Raw genomic sequence first — 17101 nt, 5'->3', positions numbered from 1 at the left:
CATTTTGTTTTTCTTATTATATTACGTTTCGGGGGTGGTGGTAATGTAATGGCCAGAGAAAGAAGTCCCGAACGGGACAAGGCCAAACTAATATGGCTAGAGAGCGGCGGGAAAATGATGCTAAAAGACATCGCCGCCGCTCTTTCTGTTCCCGAGTCCAGGGTCCGAAAATGGAAGTCCATGGACCGTTGGGAAGAACAATTGAATGGGAGCGCTGAGGGATCACTCAAAGGGAGCGTTCCAAATGGAGCGAATGGGAGCGTTCCGAAATCAAGGGGAGCGCCCAAAGGCAACAAGAATGCATCTGGCAATCGGGGCGGTGCTCCACTCGGGAATAAAAACGCCGTTGGGAACAGCGGTGGTCCAGGTGGTCCATACCGAAATAAGAAGGCGTTGAAGACGGGTATGTATGAAACGATCTTCCTAGATGCGTTGGAACCTGAAGAACAGGACATGTTTGATCAAATCGATACAGACCCCCTTGCTCAGCTCAATGAACAGTTGATCATGCTATCCTTGCAGGAGCGGCGACACATGAAACGAGTCAAGTTGCTTGAAGCCGGTCTGACTGACGAAGAACGTAAGACCAAGCAAGAGCTCATGCAGCGGCAGGACAAGGTTTCTATGTTGAGCCCTAAAACGGGAAAGGCAATCACGGTACCACTGACCACTGAAGGGATGAAGGTCACCGAGATTACGACTGTAGTCACGTCTAAGCTGGACAAGATCCTCAAACAAGAGGAAGCCTTGGTCAAAACACGGGATAAGAAGCTTCGGGTCATCAATTTGATCGCCAGCTTGCAACAAGAAGAAGAGAAATTAAGAATCGCCCGTGAACGTCTTGAACTGGATAAATACAAGGCGTTGGGCCATGGGGATGAAAGCGGGGGCGGAAATGATGTAGACGATGACGATGGGGATGATTTAGATTGGTAATTGCACTGGCTAAGGAACACCGTCGTCGAATCAAGCGTAGGCTGCAACAACGACCGGAGAAGCTCACTGAGTTAAAAGCGATCTTGTTAGACTTCGAACAGTTTTGTTACCGGATGCTCAAGATCAAGGACAAGTCCGGTGCTATGGTACGGTTGATCCTCAATGATGCCCAGCGGCGCTATGCTGCAAAGGTATTTGAGGATCTGGAAGCAGGGAAGCCCGTTCGGATCATCATTCTGAAAGCTCGGCAAATGGGCTTTTCAACGGTGACAGAGGCGTTAATCTACTATTTCACGTCACTGCAGGAAGCAAAGAATGCCTTTATCGTTGCTCAGTCTTCCGATGCTTCAAGTAACTTGTTCGATATGTTCCAGCTTTACTATGAACGCGTGCCATCAGTTATTCAGCCGATGACTCGCAAGAACAATGCCAAGAAGCTGACTTTTGAGAACCCCGCGATCCGGACGGCAGATCGTCGAAGGAGTCCAGGGTTAAAGTCGAAGATCACCGTTCAGACAGCCGAAAGCCGGGTACTTGCCCGTTCCGATACGATTCATTATCTCCATGCTTCCGAAGTAGCGTTCTGGCCCGCGAAGAAAAAGAAACGGCATTTGCTGTCGTTGCTGGCTGCGTTGTCTAAAGAGCCAGGGAGTATTGGAATTATCGAATCTACAGCGAACGGCATGGAAGAGTTTAAGCAAATATGGGATGCAGCCGTTAAGGGCGAAAATGATTTTTCTCCGCTCTTTTTTGCATGGTTCGAAATGCCAGACTACCGCAAGCCTGTCCCCCCTGATTTTGAACTCACCGAAGATGAACTGGAACTGAAAGCAAAATACGGGTTGGAGGATGAACAGTTGCAATGGCGACGGTACACCATCCGGAACGATTGCGGCGGTGATTCACGACAGTTTGAACAGGAATACCCTTCTGAACCTGACGAAGCGTTCTTGTTATCAGGTGAAAGTATCTTTGATAACAAGTTTATTAAGCGACTGCGGGATGCAATTCAGAAATCAGGCATTCGGTATGAAATTGACTTTGTTAAGCAGGATGTTATCCCGACACTGAATGGGGAACTGGTCATCTATCACCTTCCAGAGCAGGGGAAGCGATATATTTTATCTGCAGATACAGCAAAGGGTACCGAAGATGGCGACTATGACGCTGCTTATGTGATCGATGCGCGTACAGGCGAAATGTGCGCCGCTCTGCATGGCAAGTGGGACACTGACTTGTTCGGGAAAAAGCTGAACACGTTGGGCTTGTACTACAACACAGCATTGCTTGCCGTTGAGAATAACAACACTGGGGAATCTGTTCTCAATACGTTGTTCAACACATGTCATTACCCGCTGCTGTTCCTTCATAAGAAGGGCAAGCTTGGATGGGAAACCAATAAGGCAACCCGTCCTGTGATGATCAGTGATTTCAAAGAAGCCATTCGTGATGAGCTTTACGATATTTATTGTCCAGAACTGTTCGGTGAGTGTATGACTTTCATCGACAATAAAGGCAAAGCGGAAGCAGACAGCGGTTGTCATGATGACCGGATCATGGCTTATTCAATTGCCCTGCAGGTGCGTCAGGTAGCCGACAAGTGGTTCGAATGGTTTAAGAAAAAACAACAGCAACGGGAGGAATCGAAGCATGAAGAAAACAATGGGGGAGTGGGGTGGATTTAATTGAGTGAAGGCAATGCAGCATGGGTTCCATTTTCGAAAGAAGAAGGTAAGCACATTCCGTCCAGTGCCCAACTTCCCGATGTATTCGACAGCTTATACGATGATCACGGACTGTTACCATTTGAATCAGGCAACGATCCTACATCCTGCAGGCTGCTTGTCAAAAACAGCAACATCATTCCTCAGTGTATTGAGGCATACAAGCGCAACATTGCAGGACATGGTATCGCGCTGGAGTACTTACCGGGCGAGAGTGACGAGACTGCAAAGGAAGAATGGAACCGTGCAGAGCGCTTTTTGGAGACTTGTAACCTCGAAGATAATCCTGAAGAGATCATAGGCCAGCTTATTGAGGATTTGGAAAGCACGGGAATGGCCAATATGGAAGTTGCATGGCCGAGCGGTAGCGAGTTCCCGACGATCTTCCGGATGGACCCGAAGTATGTACGGTACACCAAGGAAAGCAAACTTGCGACAATTAAACGCAAACGTCGGATCAGTTCTACCAAAGAGGTTGAGGAGTTCACTCAGCAGATCTATGCCCGTCGATATGCTATGAAACGGGGGACTTCGGTTGTGTGGTTCCGTCTATTCGGTACCGATGGCACTGAGAATCAAGTTATTCCATTGAAGGTTGGCAATGACGGAGCCTACGGAGAACCCCGTTGGTTTGGGAACGCGCCTGGTGTGGTCGGTTCCCGTGAAGCTGAGGAATTGAACGTATCCTATTTCTCAAATGGTCGAATGCTTTCCATGATCCTGACTGTGACGAATGGACGACTCACTCAACAATCCATGGAGCTATTGAGTAAGGTCAAAGGATCTCAATCCCAAGGGGGTATTCTTTACCTTGAAGCCAAAGGGCAAGAAACAGGCGGACCATTAGATGAGAAGGTCGAGAAAGTATCAATCCAGATGGACAAGCTCAATGACCTTTTGCAACAAGATGCGCTCTTCCTTGATTATGGAAAGGAAAAGAAAGCTGATATCTTGTCATCCTTCCGCTTACCGCCGATTCTTGTTGGCCAAAGCTCAGACTATAACCGGGCGACAGCTCAGGCAGCATTGCAGTTTGCAGAAGAACAAGTATTTGAGCCTTATCGCAAGTGGATCATGAATGAGGTATTCAACAAGCGGTTGTTCCCAGCCATGGGAATCTTCCGAGTGAAAGCAGTGCTTCGAGCACCGAGCATCATTGATCCGGAAGATCGCAAGGCAATGCTGGACTTTATCGCTGAACGAGGAATTATGTTGGTCCGTGACCTGATCCCAATTGCAGAGGACGTTTTGGGTACGACGATCGATGAAAGCAAGTTCAGTCCGCAATACCTTGATACGCCAATTGCACAATTGGCAGGAAGTCAACCAGCTATCCTTGATCCGGAGGGAACAGGTGACGCTGACGACCTGCAGGAGCGTGTATCGATTATTGCTAAGCGTTTACTGCGAAAAGGATCAACTGAGGTGGGCGCTCATGTGTGAAACTTGTTGGGAACTGATTGTCAAAGCTGATGACGATGAGTTTCTTGATAGTCTTGAGCTGACATATGTGGAACGCGAGTTGCTTGAAGAGTTGTATAAGCAGGGTGAAGACCGGATCATGGAGATCCTTGAGCTTCAGGGAGAAGCGCTTCAGGAAGCTATCGCTGAACTGAGCGAGGAATCTCTTGGTGATATCGGTGAGTTGGGTAAGGTCATGATTGCGTTACACACATCCGAAGTCTTTGGTGATCTGTTTGAACAGGCGGTACAGGATGCATTCGAACCTTTGTTCAATCTGGCGGGAGAGTCTGAGCTGCTTGAGCTTGATTATGAAAAGGTGTGGAGCACTAAGAATAAGGCGGCCAAGAAATTCGTGAAGGAGATCCGCAGCCTGGTACCCGATATGAACCAGTCTTCAACGGATACACTCTTGCGCAGCTTCGAAAAGGCGATTGATGAAGGGAACACTCCTTCAGAACGGGCTTTGCTTGTTCAAGAGATCAGCGCTATAGCCGCAACGGGTGAAGATGGACCTTTCAGCATGGAGCGAGCGCAACGAGTATCGCGAACGATGAGCACGGCAGCAGCCAACGGCGGCAAGTTGGAAGGCTGGAAGCAATCTGAGATTGCCAAGGGTAAGAAATGGCGTTCTGCTGCCGGCGCGAGGACACGAAAGACTCACCGCAAGGCAAACGGACAAGTGGTGGAACTGGATACACCTTTTAAGGTAGGTAAAAGCAAGCTCATGTATCCGGGCGATCCTTCAGGTGAGGCTAAAGAGATAATTAATTGCAGATGTAATATGGCATTAATTATAAATAACCAAGTTAAAACAAAAAAATAATTAATTTAACTTGATTATTTTAAAGTTATATTGTATAAATAATGTAGTTACATTGAAAATTATTTATACAAGGAGAGTGACTGTATGGCTGTATGGATGGTTCGACCGTTTCCAGAACAAGTTGATCGTAAAGATGTGTTTCTTCAGAAGAACATAATTGCTGTTTCATGGGGAATTGATGATTTAACAAACTGTAATGACAAAGAAATGATTAGTCAGGTAGTTGAGAAAAAAAATCTTGAGCCAAGAGACGCAAGTTTAAAGGTTGGTTTATTGGATAAATTTAAAAATCAAATGACAGCAGGGGATTATGTCTTGCTCCCATACGTTGATGTTTTTTATGTTGGCGTTGTTAAAGGAGACTATTACTTTAATTCTAATGAACCAACTTATGCTCATCAAAGAAAAGTGGAATGGCTATTTGGTGCGCAGCCAATGGAACGACATATGTTGCCGGAAGCAATTCAAAAATCTATTAGATCGAAGTTGGGTCTTGCAGATTTGTCACAACATGATCTGAAGTTTAAAGAGTTTGTAGGTCAACTGGTTCTGGGAGAAGAAGAGATCAATGATTCTGATACAGATATAAGGGAAATCATAAATGATTTATCATTAATATCACTGGAGGTGATCAGAAATGAATTAGAAAGTGATGATCCAAACAGAAGATTACAGGCAGCGATATGTATAATGAATTTGAAATTAAAAATTTAGTCAAGAAAAAGACCATAATAATATGGTCTTTTTCTTTTTAGTGAGGTGAGAGAAGAAATGACCTACAAAATGAAGGATGCTAAGATTACGCACTTGTCGCTCGTGGATAAGGGCGCTAATGGTGTATCATTCGCTATTATTAAAGCTGCTGGAAAAAACGCCATTCAGAAACAAGTTCAGATCTCCAAGGTGGACGACACCAAGCAAATCGTTATTGGGGTTGTATATCAACCGGATGTGGAGGATTCCCACGGTGACTTGATGGACGCTGTGGAGATCGAGAAGGCGGCGCACTTGTTCATGGAGAACCAGCACACCTACAACATCGATAAGCAACACGACTTGGATGCTGATAAAGGATACGTTGTTGAATCCTATATTGCCCCATGTGATATGGAGATTGGGGACCAGGTAATTGCAAAAGGTTCATGGGTTGCAGGTGTAAAGGTAACTGATGATGATACTTGGGAAGACATTCAGAAGGGTGAGATCACTGGATTCAGCATGTTTGGCGTGGGTAAGCGTGAGGAAGTCGAGGATGAAGAGGAAGTTTCCAAGGGACTGCTTCACAACATCAAGAAAGCTATCAATGCAGCCTTGTCTCCGATCGTCAAAGGGGCTGTAGCCGACAAATACAATAAGAACCGGAAGAACCGTGAATTTTGGGCAGCGCAAGACGCCTTGAACGCGGTTCTTTTTCGTTGGGACTCCTGGGAATCCGGGATGGAGACAGACGCCGAAATCATTCGCGAAGCCTTGCAAGATTTTGTTGAGATCGCCCAAGACGTATTGGTGCAAGAGGATATCGTGAAGGCGATAGGCCAACCCCCTGAAGCTATTGTCAAAGCAGGCAAAAAGATTTCTGCCAGCAACCTGCAGCACATTGATGATGCGATTGCTACATTGACCGACCTTAAAAATAAAACGGCTCCTGAAGAAGAGCCTGAGGAGGAAGACGATTTGAAACCAGAAGATATTGCAAAAGCCGTTCAGGCTGCTGTTGGGCCTATTGTTAAGCAAATGGAGGGACTGGAAGCTGATGTCACTGAACTGAAGAAACAGGATGGTGAAGGTGATCTAGATCCAAACGCTGGAACATCTGGTGCGGGAACAAGCACTAATCCTGAAGCCAATGCGGTTACTGATGCCATTGCCAAAGCATTGGCCCCGTTGACTGAGCAAATGAGCACGTTGGCAGCTGATGTACAGATTGTTAAAAACAGCCGAGGCGGATCTGCTCAGGGCGGCGCACAAGATGAAGGCATTCAGAAGTCAGGTGGAGCCGTAAGCTTCAGCGGCTTACTCTAATCTGCTTAAAATTGAAGGGAGACTATTAAACACATGAGAACCAATGGACAAATTATTAAATCCACTACCGTTACACCGATGGACCAAGCAGCACTTAATTATGAGCAAGTAGATGCCTTTATGACTATGGCTTACGAATCTACTCAGTTCCTGAAAGGCATTCGTACCATCATCCGTAGGAGTTCAAAAGGTAACATTGATAAAATTGGTGTGACTGGGCGAAACCTTCGCGGTAAAGTGGAAAACAAATCCGTTAGCAAAATCTCTGAACCAACATTTCCGCAAGTACCGTATGCTGTTGCGCCTGTTGTACTGGCATTCGAAATTACGGAGGAATTTATCCGCCAAACGCAACGTGTTCGTGGCCAAAATGCAGAGGATATCATCATGGCGGCTATGACTAAGAACTATGCAGATAACATGCAGGACCTTGGCTTTAATGGTGATACAGCGACACCAAGCACTGATCCAGATTACGACTTCCTCAAAATCAATAATGGCTGGTTAAAGAAAGCTAAGGAAGAAGGGAATCTCGTTGACTGGTCGACATTGCCTACTGAAAAGAAAGTCGGTATCTTTTTCGAATTGGAACGTGCTGTTCCGACGCGTCTGCGTGCAGCTGGAGTTTTCAAATATTTCATGCACCCGAACACATTTAGTGAACGTCTGCAGAAACTGGCTGAAAAAGATACCAGCGCTTCGATCCAACTGCAAATCATGGGCGGCGTGAAAAAGATCAATTCCTATGACGTTGAAGAAGTAGCACACATGCCAGAAGGCGTCGTAATTTTCACGTATCACGACAATTTTGTTTTGGTGAACACCTATGACATGCAGATCCGTAAGACGACTGAAGGTAAAGAAGCCATCTACGAGGACAAACGCTTCTATGCTATTCATTCCGACTATGACTCCATCTTTGAAGAGCCGGGTGCAGTGTCGATTGCGGAAGGGGTGACGTTCTAATGCCAAGAGTGATCTTTACAGGGAAAAACACGTCTGTATCCAAATATGGCCTTCGCTTCGAACCGAACAAGCGTATTCTGGTTGATGATGAGATTGCGGATAAATTGGCACAGGAGCAGGATTTCACAGTTGAAGACATTCAACTTGACCCAGCTCCACCAGTTGATGATATTGGCAAGGACGATGGTCCTTCCCTTCAGGAATTGAAGGAACAAGCAAAGGCTGAGGGCATCAAAGGGTTTTCATCCATGAATAAGCAAGAACTGACTGTTGCACTGGCAGCACTGCCACAGAAGGATGATCCTTATGCTAACGCCCCAACTTCTTAAAACTCGTAGTCGTGTATCACCTATTCAGGAAGCTACATCGGAACAGTTGGAACAGTATATCGATGACGCCCAAGTGCGGATTGAATTGTATTTACCCATTCCTTTCCCTGAAGAAGTGGATCGGCAGCTCATGCTCGCATGGGTCAAGCTGGCTGAAGGGCTTGCCTTACAGGACAGTGAAGAATATTTGGCTGCTGTCGCACGGAACTATGCTTCAGAGAGCGATGGGGCTTGGACATACACCCGACAAGCCATTGCAGGCATGACCACGGGTAACCCGGACGTGGACGCAATCTTGTTCCTTTGGGTTAAGAAACAACAGGAAGGGCCGAACGATGGCAACATCACGGCCTATTTGTTGTGAACCACCGATTTAAAACGCCACTTGCTGTGTATCGGGTTGGCAGCAAGCGAGACGGTGATGACTTGTTCAACGACCGGAAAACGGGCAAGATTAGCGATCTCAAGTGTCATGTTATCAAGACGGAGACATCCGACAAGGCTGATGCCAAACCCGTGATGTACATCGTGAAGAAAACGATCGGCGTGGCCAAAACGGCTGATGTGAGAATCAGCGATGAAATTGTATTATTCGGCCGCCGTTATCTCGTCATCGATGCGAATCCTCGTCGCTATTGGATGGAACTGCTGATGACATGTGAGGTGAAAGGCAATGATCGTTAATGATTTTGATGGATTGGCACGTAGATTTAGAAAACTGGCTGATCAAGGGATGAAGCGGGTCCTGACCAACATTGCCGAAGCTTTGGGTGAGACTTTGTTAAACCACATCATTGACGAAATCGATAGGCAAGGTCTTATTGATACAGGTTTGATGTGGAACTCCTTTACCCGTGGTGGCGACGGAAACGTATGGGAATGGGACGTTGACAGGAACTCTATCACATTGGAAGTCGGATCTGATCTTGGGTCCGGTATAAACGATCAGGGAGTATGGGGATACCCGCGTTTGATTAATGACGGTTACACAATTCACAAAGCCCATTGGGTACCAGGTTACTGGAACAGTGGTGGATCATTTGTGTATGACCGAAAAGCCAAGACAGGCTTCATGGCTAAACCACGAAGCTTCATCGGTCGGAAGTATTTCGACATTGCCGTGACGCAGTTTGAAGGAGGGATGAATCAACTCATCATACAACGCCTGGACAGAGAATTGGAAAGGGTGTTGCGCTGATGGATGCAGGTTTAAAAGCATGGGCTGAGATTGTGCGACACGTTTACCCTGATCTGACGATCCTACGGGACCGGACGCAATGGCTGGCTGGTAATTTCGATACGCCTTCCGTTTTTATTGAAACGGATCTTGTATCTGATAAGACCCATACCCCGCGGGCTGACCGGATCGTAGAGGATGTAGGACTTGTCTTCCATTTTGATAAGGAGCGATTAACGGAAGAAGACGAGGGTGAGCCCATCCCCTTTGATTTAGCGCCGTTGTTCACATTCTTACGGCAACAACGGTTTTGTTACGCTTCAAAACGCTTCGGTGTGGCATTGGTGATGGAACCGCCGCGTAACCGACCCGAAAAGGATCGGATTGAAGTCACCTGCAGGTATTCGTATCTTCTGGCAGTGCCGAAGGTTCCGGTACCGAAGATCAATGAATTCCACATTGGATATGGAAAGGAGTTCACACCATGAGTACACCACGCAAGGAAAGACTTGCTGCCGCTGTCCAGGAGGATCTGAACAAACGTACCAAGCAAGAATGGATTGAGGGTGCAGTTGCCTTGAAGCATGAACGCTTTGAGGTGGCGGGGGCCCTTTTTGATTGCAAAGCAGAAACCCTGCTATCCCAGCAGGAAGTACAAAACCGACTGGAAGCATACTTGCAACCAGCTTCACAAAAGGAGGAAACCTTGAATGTCGATTCAGAGAGTTAGACCTGGCGGATATGTGGAATTGATCGCGTTGGCGAAAGCAAGGGTAGTGCCAGTAACTGGCCGTGTGCTTATCCCATATCAAGCCGAGTGGGGGGCGGCCAATAAAGCAATTGATATGGCCGACACGTCCGAACGTTTGAAGGAAAGCGGCCTGCAGGTCGATGAATTGGAGCTGGCTTCGGAAACGGGGGCAACGGTGGTCGGTTACCGGGTCACCAGTGGTTTGGAAACGGTTGCTTCCGTATCTGTTACGGACAGTTACATGATTGAGGCACGTTATCCAGGATTACGCGGTAATGATTTTGAATACATGATTCGTGCCAGCTTGGTCGATGCCACCAAAAAGGAAATCATCGTTCGCGATACCAAAGGGATTTATGACACAGAGACGTTCACAGTGTCCGATAAGGCTTCTGCAGAAGAAGCCCTGAAGAAGTCAAATATGGTCCGGTTCAAATCGACAGGTGTTGTTGCTTGGGCGGACGTGGCATACACGGTGCTCACGGGAGCAGTATCTGGTTCAGCGACAATCACGGCGTCAGACTGGAGTCGAATCTTTAACCGGGTGGACGGTCTGACCTTCGATGTGTTCTATTTACCTTCAACTGAAGCTGCCGTCCAAGCTGCGGCAAAACAATGGCTGTTGGATCGTCGCATGAAGGCCCGCAGACTCGCTCAGTTGGTCGTTGCTGGCCTTCCACTCGATGATACCGACATTGATAAGCATAATGCCCGTAGCCGCGCTATGAACGCGCGGTATATCGCCAACTGTTCACTAGCTGGGACACACACCAACGGGAAAACGTACAACTCGGTGCAATGGGGAGCATGGTTGGCTGGTCTGATGGCGGGTACACCTGCGAATAAGTCCTTTACAGGGGTTAAGGTCCCAATGACACAGGCTGCCATTGATTGGAGCCATAGCGAAGTCATTAAAGGTTTGGCTGAAGGCACTCTGATGGCAACTCGTGACGGTTACGACTATATCATTGAGTCAGCGGTCAATACGCTGACAACGATGGGTGCAGGTGAACGTGAGGACTTTGGTAAGATCCGTGTCTCTATGACGATCGACCAAGTTCTGAACGACATCTATTCCACGGCGAAGAAGTGGAAGGCTAAACTGGACAATGACAAGGATGGTCGGGGTATGTTTATTGCGGCTGTGCTTGAATACCTGGCAATCCGCAGGAGCCAAAAAGCGATTGATGAAGGTTATACCTTCACGGAAGATCCGAACAATGTGAGTGACTTCGATTACGCTTATTTCAAACTGTTCGCCAAACCGCTCGATGCCATCGAAGCATTCTATATTACATGGGAGGTGGCATAGTAGATGGAGCGCGAACTAATTGGCCGAAATCTCTCGGTTGAAGATGATAATGGGGATGCAGTTCAGACTATCAAAGAAATTGAAGTCACACTGAATCCTGAAACATTGGATGTTGTCCGAGCTCGCCGAATGGCCAAGACCAAACAAATCGTGGGATATGAGATCCCAGTTAAAATCGTTATGTCCAAATTGGAATCCAGGTTGCGTTATCGTCTGTTGACTGACTTTAAAGCAGGTAAAACCATGTTCCTCGATCGCATCACAGGTTCCTTGGAAGATATGCAGACAGGCAATACGGAGAGAGTCCTTCTGACAGGGATTCATATCCACGGAAATATGGATATTTTGGTTGCCCAGATCGACAGTAATACAGGTATTGATATCACGTTGGAAGGAACGGCTACGGATTTTGATTTTGTGGAACAGTTCCCAGACTACATGGCCTGAGCTATTGATAATCCCTTGAGAAAAATGGTTCAATCATCATATATTTAAGAATATGAACCATTAGGAGGAACTTAAATGGCTATTTGGGTAAGCAGAGGCGAATTGATTGGGACTACTAGTGAAATTGTGGGTTATAAGTCTGGTCTCGGATTAACAAGGGAAGAATACTCAGATATTGTACCTACTGAGAGTCACCGCATATGGTTTGGAGAGGACGATGACACTCTCAGAATTTATCCAGAAGAATTTGAAGAGCTTATCTCACATTTACTCTTTAAGGTAGGGAACATTGAAAGTCCTACAAATGAACTGTTTACTATTTCACTACGTAGAAAATATAAGGATAATGAAGAATTGCTCGATATACTTATGGATCTTTTTTCAATGTTTATTGAATCCCTGAATAAGTTTAGCGCCACTGTAAAACTCCTCAGTACTCCGGTGTATAATCCTAAAGAGTTTTTTGATGATGCTAGATCTAAGTATGGATTTCCAGGAAGCAAACTTGCTTTAGAAATCGTTGAAAACCATATCTTGCAAATGCACAAGAGCCCATGGGGATCATTCCGTGAAATTGATTGGAGGGATATTATTAAACTCAAGGGACTCTTTGCTTCCAGTTCAATAAATACATCTCATGGAACGTTTATTGATCAACGCTATATTGATTATTTGGGTCCAAACTTTAACAAAATTGAAGATATTCATTGGCGAAAGTTTGAAGCACTCACATGTGAATTTTTTGAAAGACAAGGATATTACGTTGAGATTGGGCCCGGGACAAACGATGGAGGAATCGATGCAAGAGTTTGGACGGATAATCCTGAGAATGGAGAACCTCCAACTATATTAGTACAGTGCAAACGGTATAAAGAAAAGTATCCAATAGAACAAATTATTGTTAAAGGGCTTCATGATGATGTTGTTTACGAGAATGCGCAGAAAGGTTTAATAGTTACTACAAGCACTCTTTCCCCTGGATCTAGAAACCTAATCAAAGCGAGATCATATCCAGTGTATGAAGCTAATAAAATGACTCTTAAGAATTGGATTGAAGTAATGAGAAAGCCTAATACAGGAGTATTTATGGCAAGATAGATCTTAAGACCGCTTAGCTGAGCGGTCTTTTTATATTTTGAAATTTTGGCAGGAGGAATAACAATGAGCGACAAACTACAAAAATATCTGGCAGCTGGTACAGAGGCGGCCGAACCTGAACAAATCGAAGTACCAGTAGACGGAGAAAAATGGTCCGTTCGTCGGCTGACCACGATTGATATTCGTAGGTGTTATGATGTGGCATTCAACGACGATGGAACTGCAAAGGAAACATTCAACGAGATCGATGCCATGATTGTACGTGCAACAGAACATGATTTCCCGTGGAATAACAAGGAATTGTTGTTGGCTTACAAGTGTACGAACAAAAACGAACTGCCACCCCGTTTGCTGAACGATCCTGATCATTATGCGGTATTGTCCAAGGCAGTTCGGAACTTTCAGGAAACTAAGGACGCGTTGCTTAAAGAAGCAAAAAACTCATCCGGCGAGACGGAGAAGCTAGCTGGATAGCATCCTTTTGGATTAATCAAAAGAAGCTGCCTGCCGAAGTCTTGCCATATGAAGTAAATCGGAACAGACAATATCATTTCTGTCTTGCCGCATCGATGCTGGCTGAGGAAGAGATGAAGAAGCTTAACAAGTAGCATGGGAAGGGGGTGAACAATATCGCAGCCACAAGCCGGGTGACCGTCCCGTTTGAAGCTAAAGATTTAATATCTGGCGCTGTGCGAAATATGCGCAGTTTGATTCAAAGAGCCACAGATGACGTGAGAGAGTTTCGACGCATTGCGGGTAGCATGGGTGATGATATAGTTTCCAGCAGCCGCAGGGCTAGAGATGCAGCCGATGATTTGGGTAGGCGAATACATGGTGCAGCGGATGAAGTACGAGATTTCAACCGTGTCCAACTGGATGATATTTTTCGTCGTTCGCGAGCTGGGGCCGATGATTTAAGGCGGTCTGCAAGTCGTGCCGATGCGGAGATCCGTGGGATAAGTGATGCACATGTCCGCCTGAGAGCAAATGATGAGATTAGTCCATTAGTGGATGGTATTTCCGCCAAAGTTGCGGCTTTGGCTACAGTAGCTGGTGGGCTTGTGCTCGGTGGTGGCGTGTCAGACTCGCTGTTTGGTGGTGTAACAGACTATTACTCGGAAGCAGCGCGTAGCGCACCTTATATACCTGCTCAGGAACGGCAAAAAGCACTCGCAATAAATGATGATCTCGTATCTCAAGGGATCATTCCAGACCGTTCAACTGGTGCGGGTAATCTGGCCGACATTGCACCGATGTTCCCTGATAAATCTATGATCGGGGAAGCAATCACGGCTTCATCAAAGATTCAATACATTCGTCCTGACGCTGGAGCTGAGGAAGTCAACCGTGCATTAGCCCAAGCTAGTAATGCATTTAAGGAAACGCCTACTCAGATCGCAGATAGCATGATGTATGCCTATCAAAGTGTGGGCGATCGTCAGCAAGATTTGTTCGATACATTCTGGGAATATAGTCCTTATTTTGCTAGTAGCGGTACGGATTCTGCTCAGATGAGTAATTTTTTATCAAAAACGGTCGAAGGTGGAGCCTTCAATTTCGACAAGCCTGGTGATTTCTTTAAAGAAACATTTGGAGTAAAAGCCCTAAATGCTGATGACATGGCTAATTATTTCGTTAGCAGGGGTTCAGGTAAAAAAGATGCAGCTAGTCAAGCTCAAGCATTCACAGAAGACGTTAACTCTGGGGATAAGCAAAAAGCTCAGGGTGCTATAGCCGCATTAGTTGCTGATTTAGCCAGTCAAAGTCGAAGTGATTTAAAGCAATCGCTTGTAACTCTTGGTTCAGCTGCTGCCGAGGATAATTCAGATTCGATTCTGAGTACGTATAGTCTACCTTTCGAAAAAGCACCGGATATGACCGGAACCACTGATCGATTGGTTGCAACTCAACAACAAGCTAACCCAATGACTGAATACAACCAGATCCAAGCTCAAATCCAAATGCAGATGCAAGACATCGGCGGAAATATCATGCAGGCTTCATTGCCGGCGCTTAAAGAATTTAACTCCTTGATCACTGAGAACAAAGACAGCATCGAAGCTTTTGGTGTAGGTGTTGTAAATGCAATTACGAAAGTGACCAATGTTTATAAGGAAAACGCTGGTTTAATTAATGCAGCATTGATTGGGTTGGCTAGTGTGCTTGTGATAAAAGGACTGGTTTCTTTTGGCCAGGGTGTGCGTCAACTCAATTCAGATCTTGCCGGGGCTGTTGGATGGGCAGGACAAAAAGGTAAGAATATCGTAACCGGGGCGGGTCAAGGGCTTAAAAACGGCTGGGATCGCATTCGGGGCAGATCATCCGGACCACCTGAGCCGACGGTGGAAACACCTGCCGAACGTGCTAATCGTATTCGTAATCAAGTAGGTGACCGTCGAATCAGGGGTGACTTAGGTCGTAATCGAAACAACTCAGGTAACCCACTGGGTGGAGTTCGTAGCTCATCAACGATGACAATTAATGCAAATCGGGTGAATGTGTATGGATCTACATCAGGTGGTAGAGGTAATGGTCGAAACCGTGGAAATAGAAGAGGAGGCGGGAATAACCGAGGTTCAGGGGGAGATCGTAACCGCAATAGAAACAATTCTCCTGATACACGTGACCCGAACAGGCGCGGATCGCGTGAAAATCCATATCGGGTGCGTCGGCCCAATCCTCCAACCCCTCCACCAACTCCTGACGTGCCAAACGGGGGTAAGATAGGGAACTTCATTAAATCGAATGCGAAAATGTTGAAAGCTGGCGGAATTATTGGGGCTGCCACATCATTGGGTTTCGGAGCATATGACTTATACCAGACAGCCAAGGAAACCGGGTGGAAGGAAGCCATATCTTCGTCAGGTGGTTCAGTTGCAGGTGGTGCCATTGGAGGTACGTTGGGTGGTATTGTCGGATCATTAGCCGGTCCGCTCGGAACTGCTGCAGGTGCTTACTTTGGGAATTGGGCAGGAGAAAAGCTTGGTGCACTTGCTGATTCAAGCGGTATTACTCGTGACATCGTGGATGGTGTCTCATCTCTTACAGACTCTATCAAGGGTTGGATGGGTTTTGGTCCAAAAGAAGAGGCTAAGCCGGTTATGCCACAGTTACCCAAAGAAGCATTTGTCACTACAACGGCTTCTACAACAAAGGAAGGCGAGCAAAAAATCAAGGAAACGATGGAAAGTGTCGTTTCTAATGTTCAGAAAAGCGGACTGAAGCAAGGCCTTACAGATGCAATGAACGAGAGCGGCATCACTCAAGCCGCAGATCATATTAAGGATAAGTTAGTGGGTATGTTCAAGGGTTCTGAGTCCAAAGAAGCTGAGAATAATGTCAAGGCTGTTGGGACAGCAGTCAAGGAAACCGAACAGAAAGCCAAGGATCTGGGCGTTACAACAAAGAATAGTACCAGGGATATTATCAGCGGCAACGGCCAGGCTGCTTTGAGTTTTAGTGGTGTGAGCTCATCGGCCAAAAGTGCGATTGATCTTACCCGGCAACATCTTGAATCGCTCTCAACTGTCTCAAGCAAAGGAAGCGCCTGGGGTAGCAATCTAATCAGTATGATGGCGGCGGGAATGCAAAGTAAATTCCCGACATTGACAAGTATCGTTTCCAAAGCTGCAGGTGTGATCAAGGATTACCTGGGTTTTAGTTCCCCAACCAAAGAAGGTCCTGCCAGTAAGTCAGATCGATGGGCAGGAAACTTCGTATCCATGTTCTCGGATGGATTACGGCCGGACTCAATTAAACAACGCATGAATTTGATCGCGGGGACGATGCGTGATGGTGTAGAAGGCATTGAAGGTCCAGAATTATCCGGAGGCAACATTCCTGTCCGTACCACTTCACTGTCTGCCCAGGCATCCAGTGGAAATAAGTCTGTGACGATTGGCAATGTCACAATTGATCTCGGAGGGATTACAGCTGGCATAACTGACTTCCAATCCTTTGCCAAGGCTCTGACAAGCCCTGAAGGGCGCGCACTGATCCGTGATGTAGCAGGAGAAGAAATATACAAAGCATTGGAGACGGGGGGGTAACTC

At 46.4% G+C, this 17101-nt stretch carries 18 protein-coding genes; all 18 read left to right on the top strand.

Features of this window, described 5'->3' with window-relative positions:
* Nucleotides 1-48: 48 nt before the first annotated feature.
* Complete coding sequence (locus NZ043_RS27315) at nucleotides 49-936, top strand: phage terminase small subunit-related protein (RefSeq protein WP_339309737.1); 888 nt, start codon at nucleotides 49-51, stop codon at nucleotides 934-936.
* Nucleotides 930-2621 (top strand): DNA packaging protein, encoded by a 1692-nt coding sequence (locus NZ043_RS27310; RefSeq protein ID WP_339309736.1) that lies wholly within the window; start codon nucleotides 930-932, stop codon nucleotides 2619-2621. Before NZ043_RS27315 ends, NZ043_RS27310 begins: the two co-directional genes overlap by 7 nt.
* Complete coding sequence (locus tag NZ043_RS27305) at nucleotides 2622-4103, top strand: phage portal protein (protein ID WP_339309735.1); 1482 nt, start codon at nucleotides 2622-2624, stop codon at nucleotides 4101-4103.
* On the top strand, nucleotides 4096-4947 hold the full coding sequence (locus NZ043_RS27300; RefSeq protein WP_339309734.1) for a phage minor head protein: 852 nt from the start codon (nucleotides 4096-4098) through the stop codon (nucleotides 4945-4947). The genes NZ043_RS27305 and NZ043_RS27300 overlap by 8 nt, the downstream gene beginning before the upstream one ends.
* Before the next feature lie 84 nt (nucleotides 4948-5031).
* Complete coding sequence (locus tag NZ043_RS27295) at nucleotides 5032-5661, top strand: hypothetical protein (protein ID WP_339309733.1); 630 nt, start codon at nucleotides 5032-5034, stop codon at nucleotides 5659-5661.
* Between the two features lie 57 nt (nucleotides 5662-5718).
* Nucleotides 5719-6969, top strand: a complete 1251-nt coding sequence (locus NZ043_RS27290; protein WP_339309732.1) for an XkdF-like putative serine protease domain-containing protein — start codon at nucleotides 5719-5721, stop codon at nucleotides 6967-6969.
* A gap of 33 nt (nucleotides 6970-7002) precedes the next feature.
* Entirely contained in the window at nucleotides 7003-7935 is a 933-nt protein-coding gene (locus tag NZ043_RS27285) for a phage major capsid protein (protein ID WP_339309731.1), read from the top strand.
* The gene (locus tag NZ043_RS27280) at nucleotides 7935-8264 is read left to right on the top strand and encodes a Rho termination factor N-terminal domain-containing protein (RefSeq protein WP_339309730.1); all 330 of its coding nucleotides are present in this window, start codon (nucleotides 7935-7937) and stop codon (nucleotides 8262-8264) included. The genes NZ043_RS27285 and NZ043_RS27280 overlap by 1 nt, the downstream gene beginning before the upstream one ends.
* The gene (locus tag NZ043_RS27275) at nucleotides 8242-8628 is read left to right on the top strand and encodes a hypothetical protein (RefSeq protein ID WP_339309729.1); all 387 of its coding nucleotides are present in this window, start codon (nucleotides 8242-8244) and stop codon (nucleotides 8626-8628) included. Before NZ043_RS27280 ends, NZ043_RS27275 begins: the two co-directional genes overlap by 23 nt.
* Nucleotides 8625-8948, top strand: a complete 324-nt coding sequence (locus tag NZ043_RS27270; RefSeq protein ID WP_339309728.1) for a hypothetical protein — start codon at nucleotides 8625-8627, stop codon at nucleotides 8946-8948. Before NZ043_RS27275 ends, NZ043_RS27270 begins: the two co-directional genes overlap by 4 nt.
* Nucleotides 8938-9462, top strand: a complete 525-nt coding sequence (locus NZ043_RS27265) for an HK97 gp10 family phage protein (RefSeq protein WP_339309727.1) — start codon at nucleotides 8938-8940, stop codon at nucleotides 9460-9462. The genes NZ043_RS27270 and NZ043_RS27265 overlap by 11 nt, the downstream gene beginning before the upstream one ends.
* Complete coding sequence (locus tag NZ043_RS27260) at nucleotides 9462-9929, top strand: hypothetical protein (protein ID WP_339309726.1); 468 nt, start codon at nucleotides 9462-9464, stop codon at nucleotides 9927-9929. The genes NZ043_RS27265 and NZ043_RS27260 overlap by 1 nt, the downstream gene beginning before the upstream one ends.
* Nucleotides 9926-10171: a hypothetical protein gene (locus NZ043_RS27255; RefSeq protein ID WP_339309725.1), complete on the top strand. Its 246-nt coding sequence runs from the start codon at nucleotides 9926-9928 to the stop codon at nucleotides 10169-10171. The genes NZ043_RS27260 and NZ043_RS27255 overlap by 4 nt, the downstream gene beginning before the upstream one ends.
* Nucleotides 10152-11504 carry a phage tail sheath subtilisin-like domain-containing protein gene (locus NZ043_RS27250; protein ID WP_339309724.1) on the top strand — a complete coding sequence of 451 codons (1353 nt, stop codon included), beginning with the start codon at nucleotides 10152-10154 and terminating at the stop codon, nucleotides 11502-11504. Before NZ043_RS27255 ends, NZ043_RS27250 begins: the two co-directional genes overlap by 20 nt.
* Nucleotides 11505-11507: 3 nt before the next feature.
* Nucleotides 11508-11951 carry a phage tail tube protein gene (locus NZ043_RS27245; RefSeq protein ID WP_127550629.1) on the top strand — a complete coding sequence of 148 codons (444 nt, stop codon included), beginning with the start codon at nucleotides 11508-11510 and terminating at the stop codon, nucleotides 11949-11951.
* A gap of 75 nt (nucleotides 11952-12026) precedes the next feature.
* On the top strand, nucleotides 12027-13049 hold the full coding sequence (locus NZ043_RS27240) for a restriction endonuclease (RefSeq protein WP_127550631.1): 1023 nt from the start codon (nucleotides 12027-12029) through the stop codon (nucleotides 13047-13049).
* A 63-nt stretch (nucleotides 13050-13112) separates the two neighbouring features.
* The gene (locus tag NZ043_RS27235; RefSeq protein ID WP_105599190.1) at nucleotides 13113-13523 is read left to right on the top strand and encodes a hypothetical protein; all 411 of its coding nucleotides are present in this window, start codon (nucleotides 13113-13115) and stop codon (nucleotides 13521-13523) included.
* 146 nt (nucleotides 13524-13669) lie between these two features.
* Nucleotides 13670-17098 carry a tail tape measure protein gene (locus NZ043_RS27230; RefSeq protein ID WP_339309723.1) on the top strand — a complete coding sequence of 1143 codons (3429 nt, stop codon included), beginning with the start codon at nucleotides 13670-13672 and terminating at the stop codon, nucleotides 17096-17098.
* Nucleotides 17099-17101 lie beyond the last annotated feature (3 nt).

The sequence above is a fragment of the Paenibacillus sp. FSL k6-2145 genome (assembly GCF_037976585.1).
Lineage (GTDB): Bacteria > Bacillota > Bacilli > Paenibacillales > Paenibacillaceae > Paenibacillus.
This window is presented reverse-complemented; position numbering and strand designations above follow the sequence as displayed.

Coding starts and splice junctions, on each gene's coding strand:
- NZ043_RS27235 (WP_105599190.1), top strand. CDS start 13,113: ATGAGCGACAAACTACAAAAATATCTGGCAGCTGGTACAGAGGCGGCC.
- NZ043_RS27245 (WP_127550629.1), top strand. CDS start 11,508: ATGGAGCGCGAACTAATTGGCCGAAATCTCTCGGTTGAAGATGATAAT.
- NZ043_RS27275 (WP_339309729.1), top strand. CDS start 8,242: ATGCTAACGCCCCAACTTCTTAAAACTCGTAGTCGTGTATCACCTATT.
- NZ043_RS27250 (WP_339309724.1), top strand. CDS start 10,152: ATGTCGATTCAGAGAGTTAGACCTGGCGGATATGTGGAATTGATCGCG.
- NZ043_RS27265 (WP_339309727.1), top strand. CDS start 8,938: ATGATCGTTAATGATTTTGATGGATTGGCACGTAGATTTAGAAAACTG.
- NZ043_RS27295 (WP_339309733.1), top strand. CDS start 5,032: ATGGCTGTATGGATGGTTCGACCGTTTCCAGAACAAGTTGATCGTAAA.
- NZ043_RS27300 (WP_339309734.1), top strand. CDS start 4,096: ATGTGTGAAACTTGTTGGGAACTGATTGTCAAAGCTGATGACGATGAG.
- NZ043_RS27260 (WP_339309726.1), top strand. CDS start 9,462: ATGGATGCAGGTTTAAAAGCATGGGCTGAGATTGTGCGACACGTTTAC.
- NZ043_RS27255 (WP_339309725.1), top strand. CDS start 9,926: ATGAGTACACCACGCAAGGAAAGACTTGCTGCCGCTGTCCAGGAGGAT.
- NZ043_RS27285 (WP_339309731.1), top strand. CDS start 7,003: ATGAGAACCAATGGACAAATTATTAAATCCACTACCGTTACACCGATG.
- NZ043_RS27280 (WP_339309730.1), top strand. CDS start 7,935: ATGCCAAGAGTGATCTTTACAGGGAAAAACACGTCTGTATCCAAATAT.
- NZ043_RS27315 (WP_339309737.1), top strand. CDS start 49: ATGGCCAGAGAAAGAAGTCCCGAACGGGACAAGGCCAAACTAATATGG.
- NZ043_RS27240 (WP_127550631.1), top strand. CDS start 12,027: ATGGCTATTTGGGTAAGCAGAGGCGAATTGATTGGGACTACTAGTGAA.
- NZ043_RS27290 (WP_339309732.1), top strand. CDS start 5,719: ATGACCTACAAAATGAAGGATGCTAAGATTACGCACTTGTCGCTCGTG.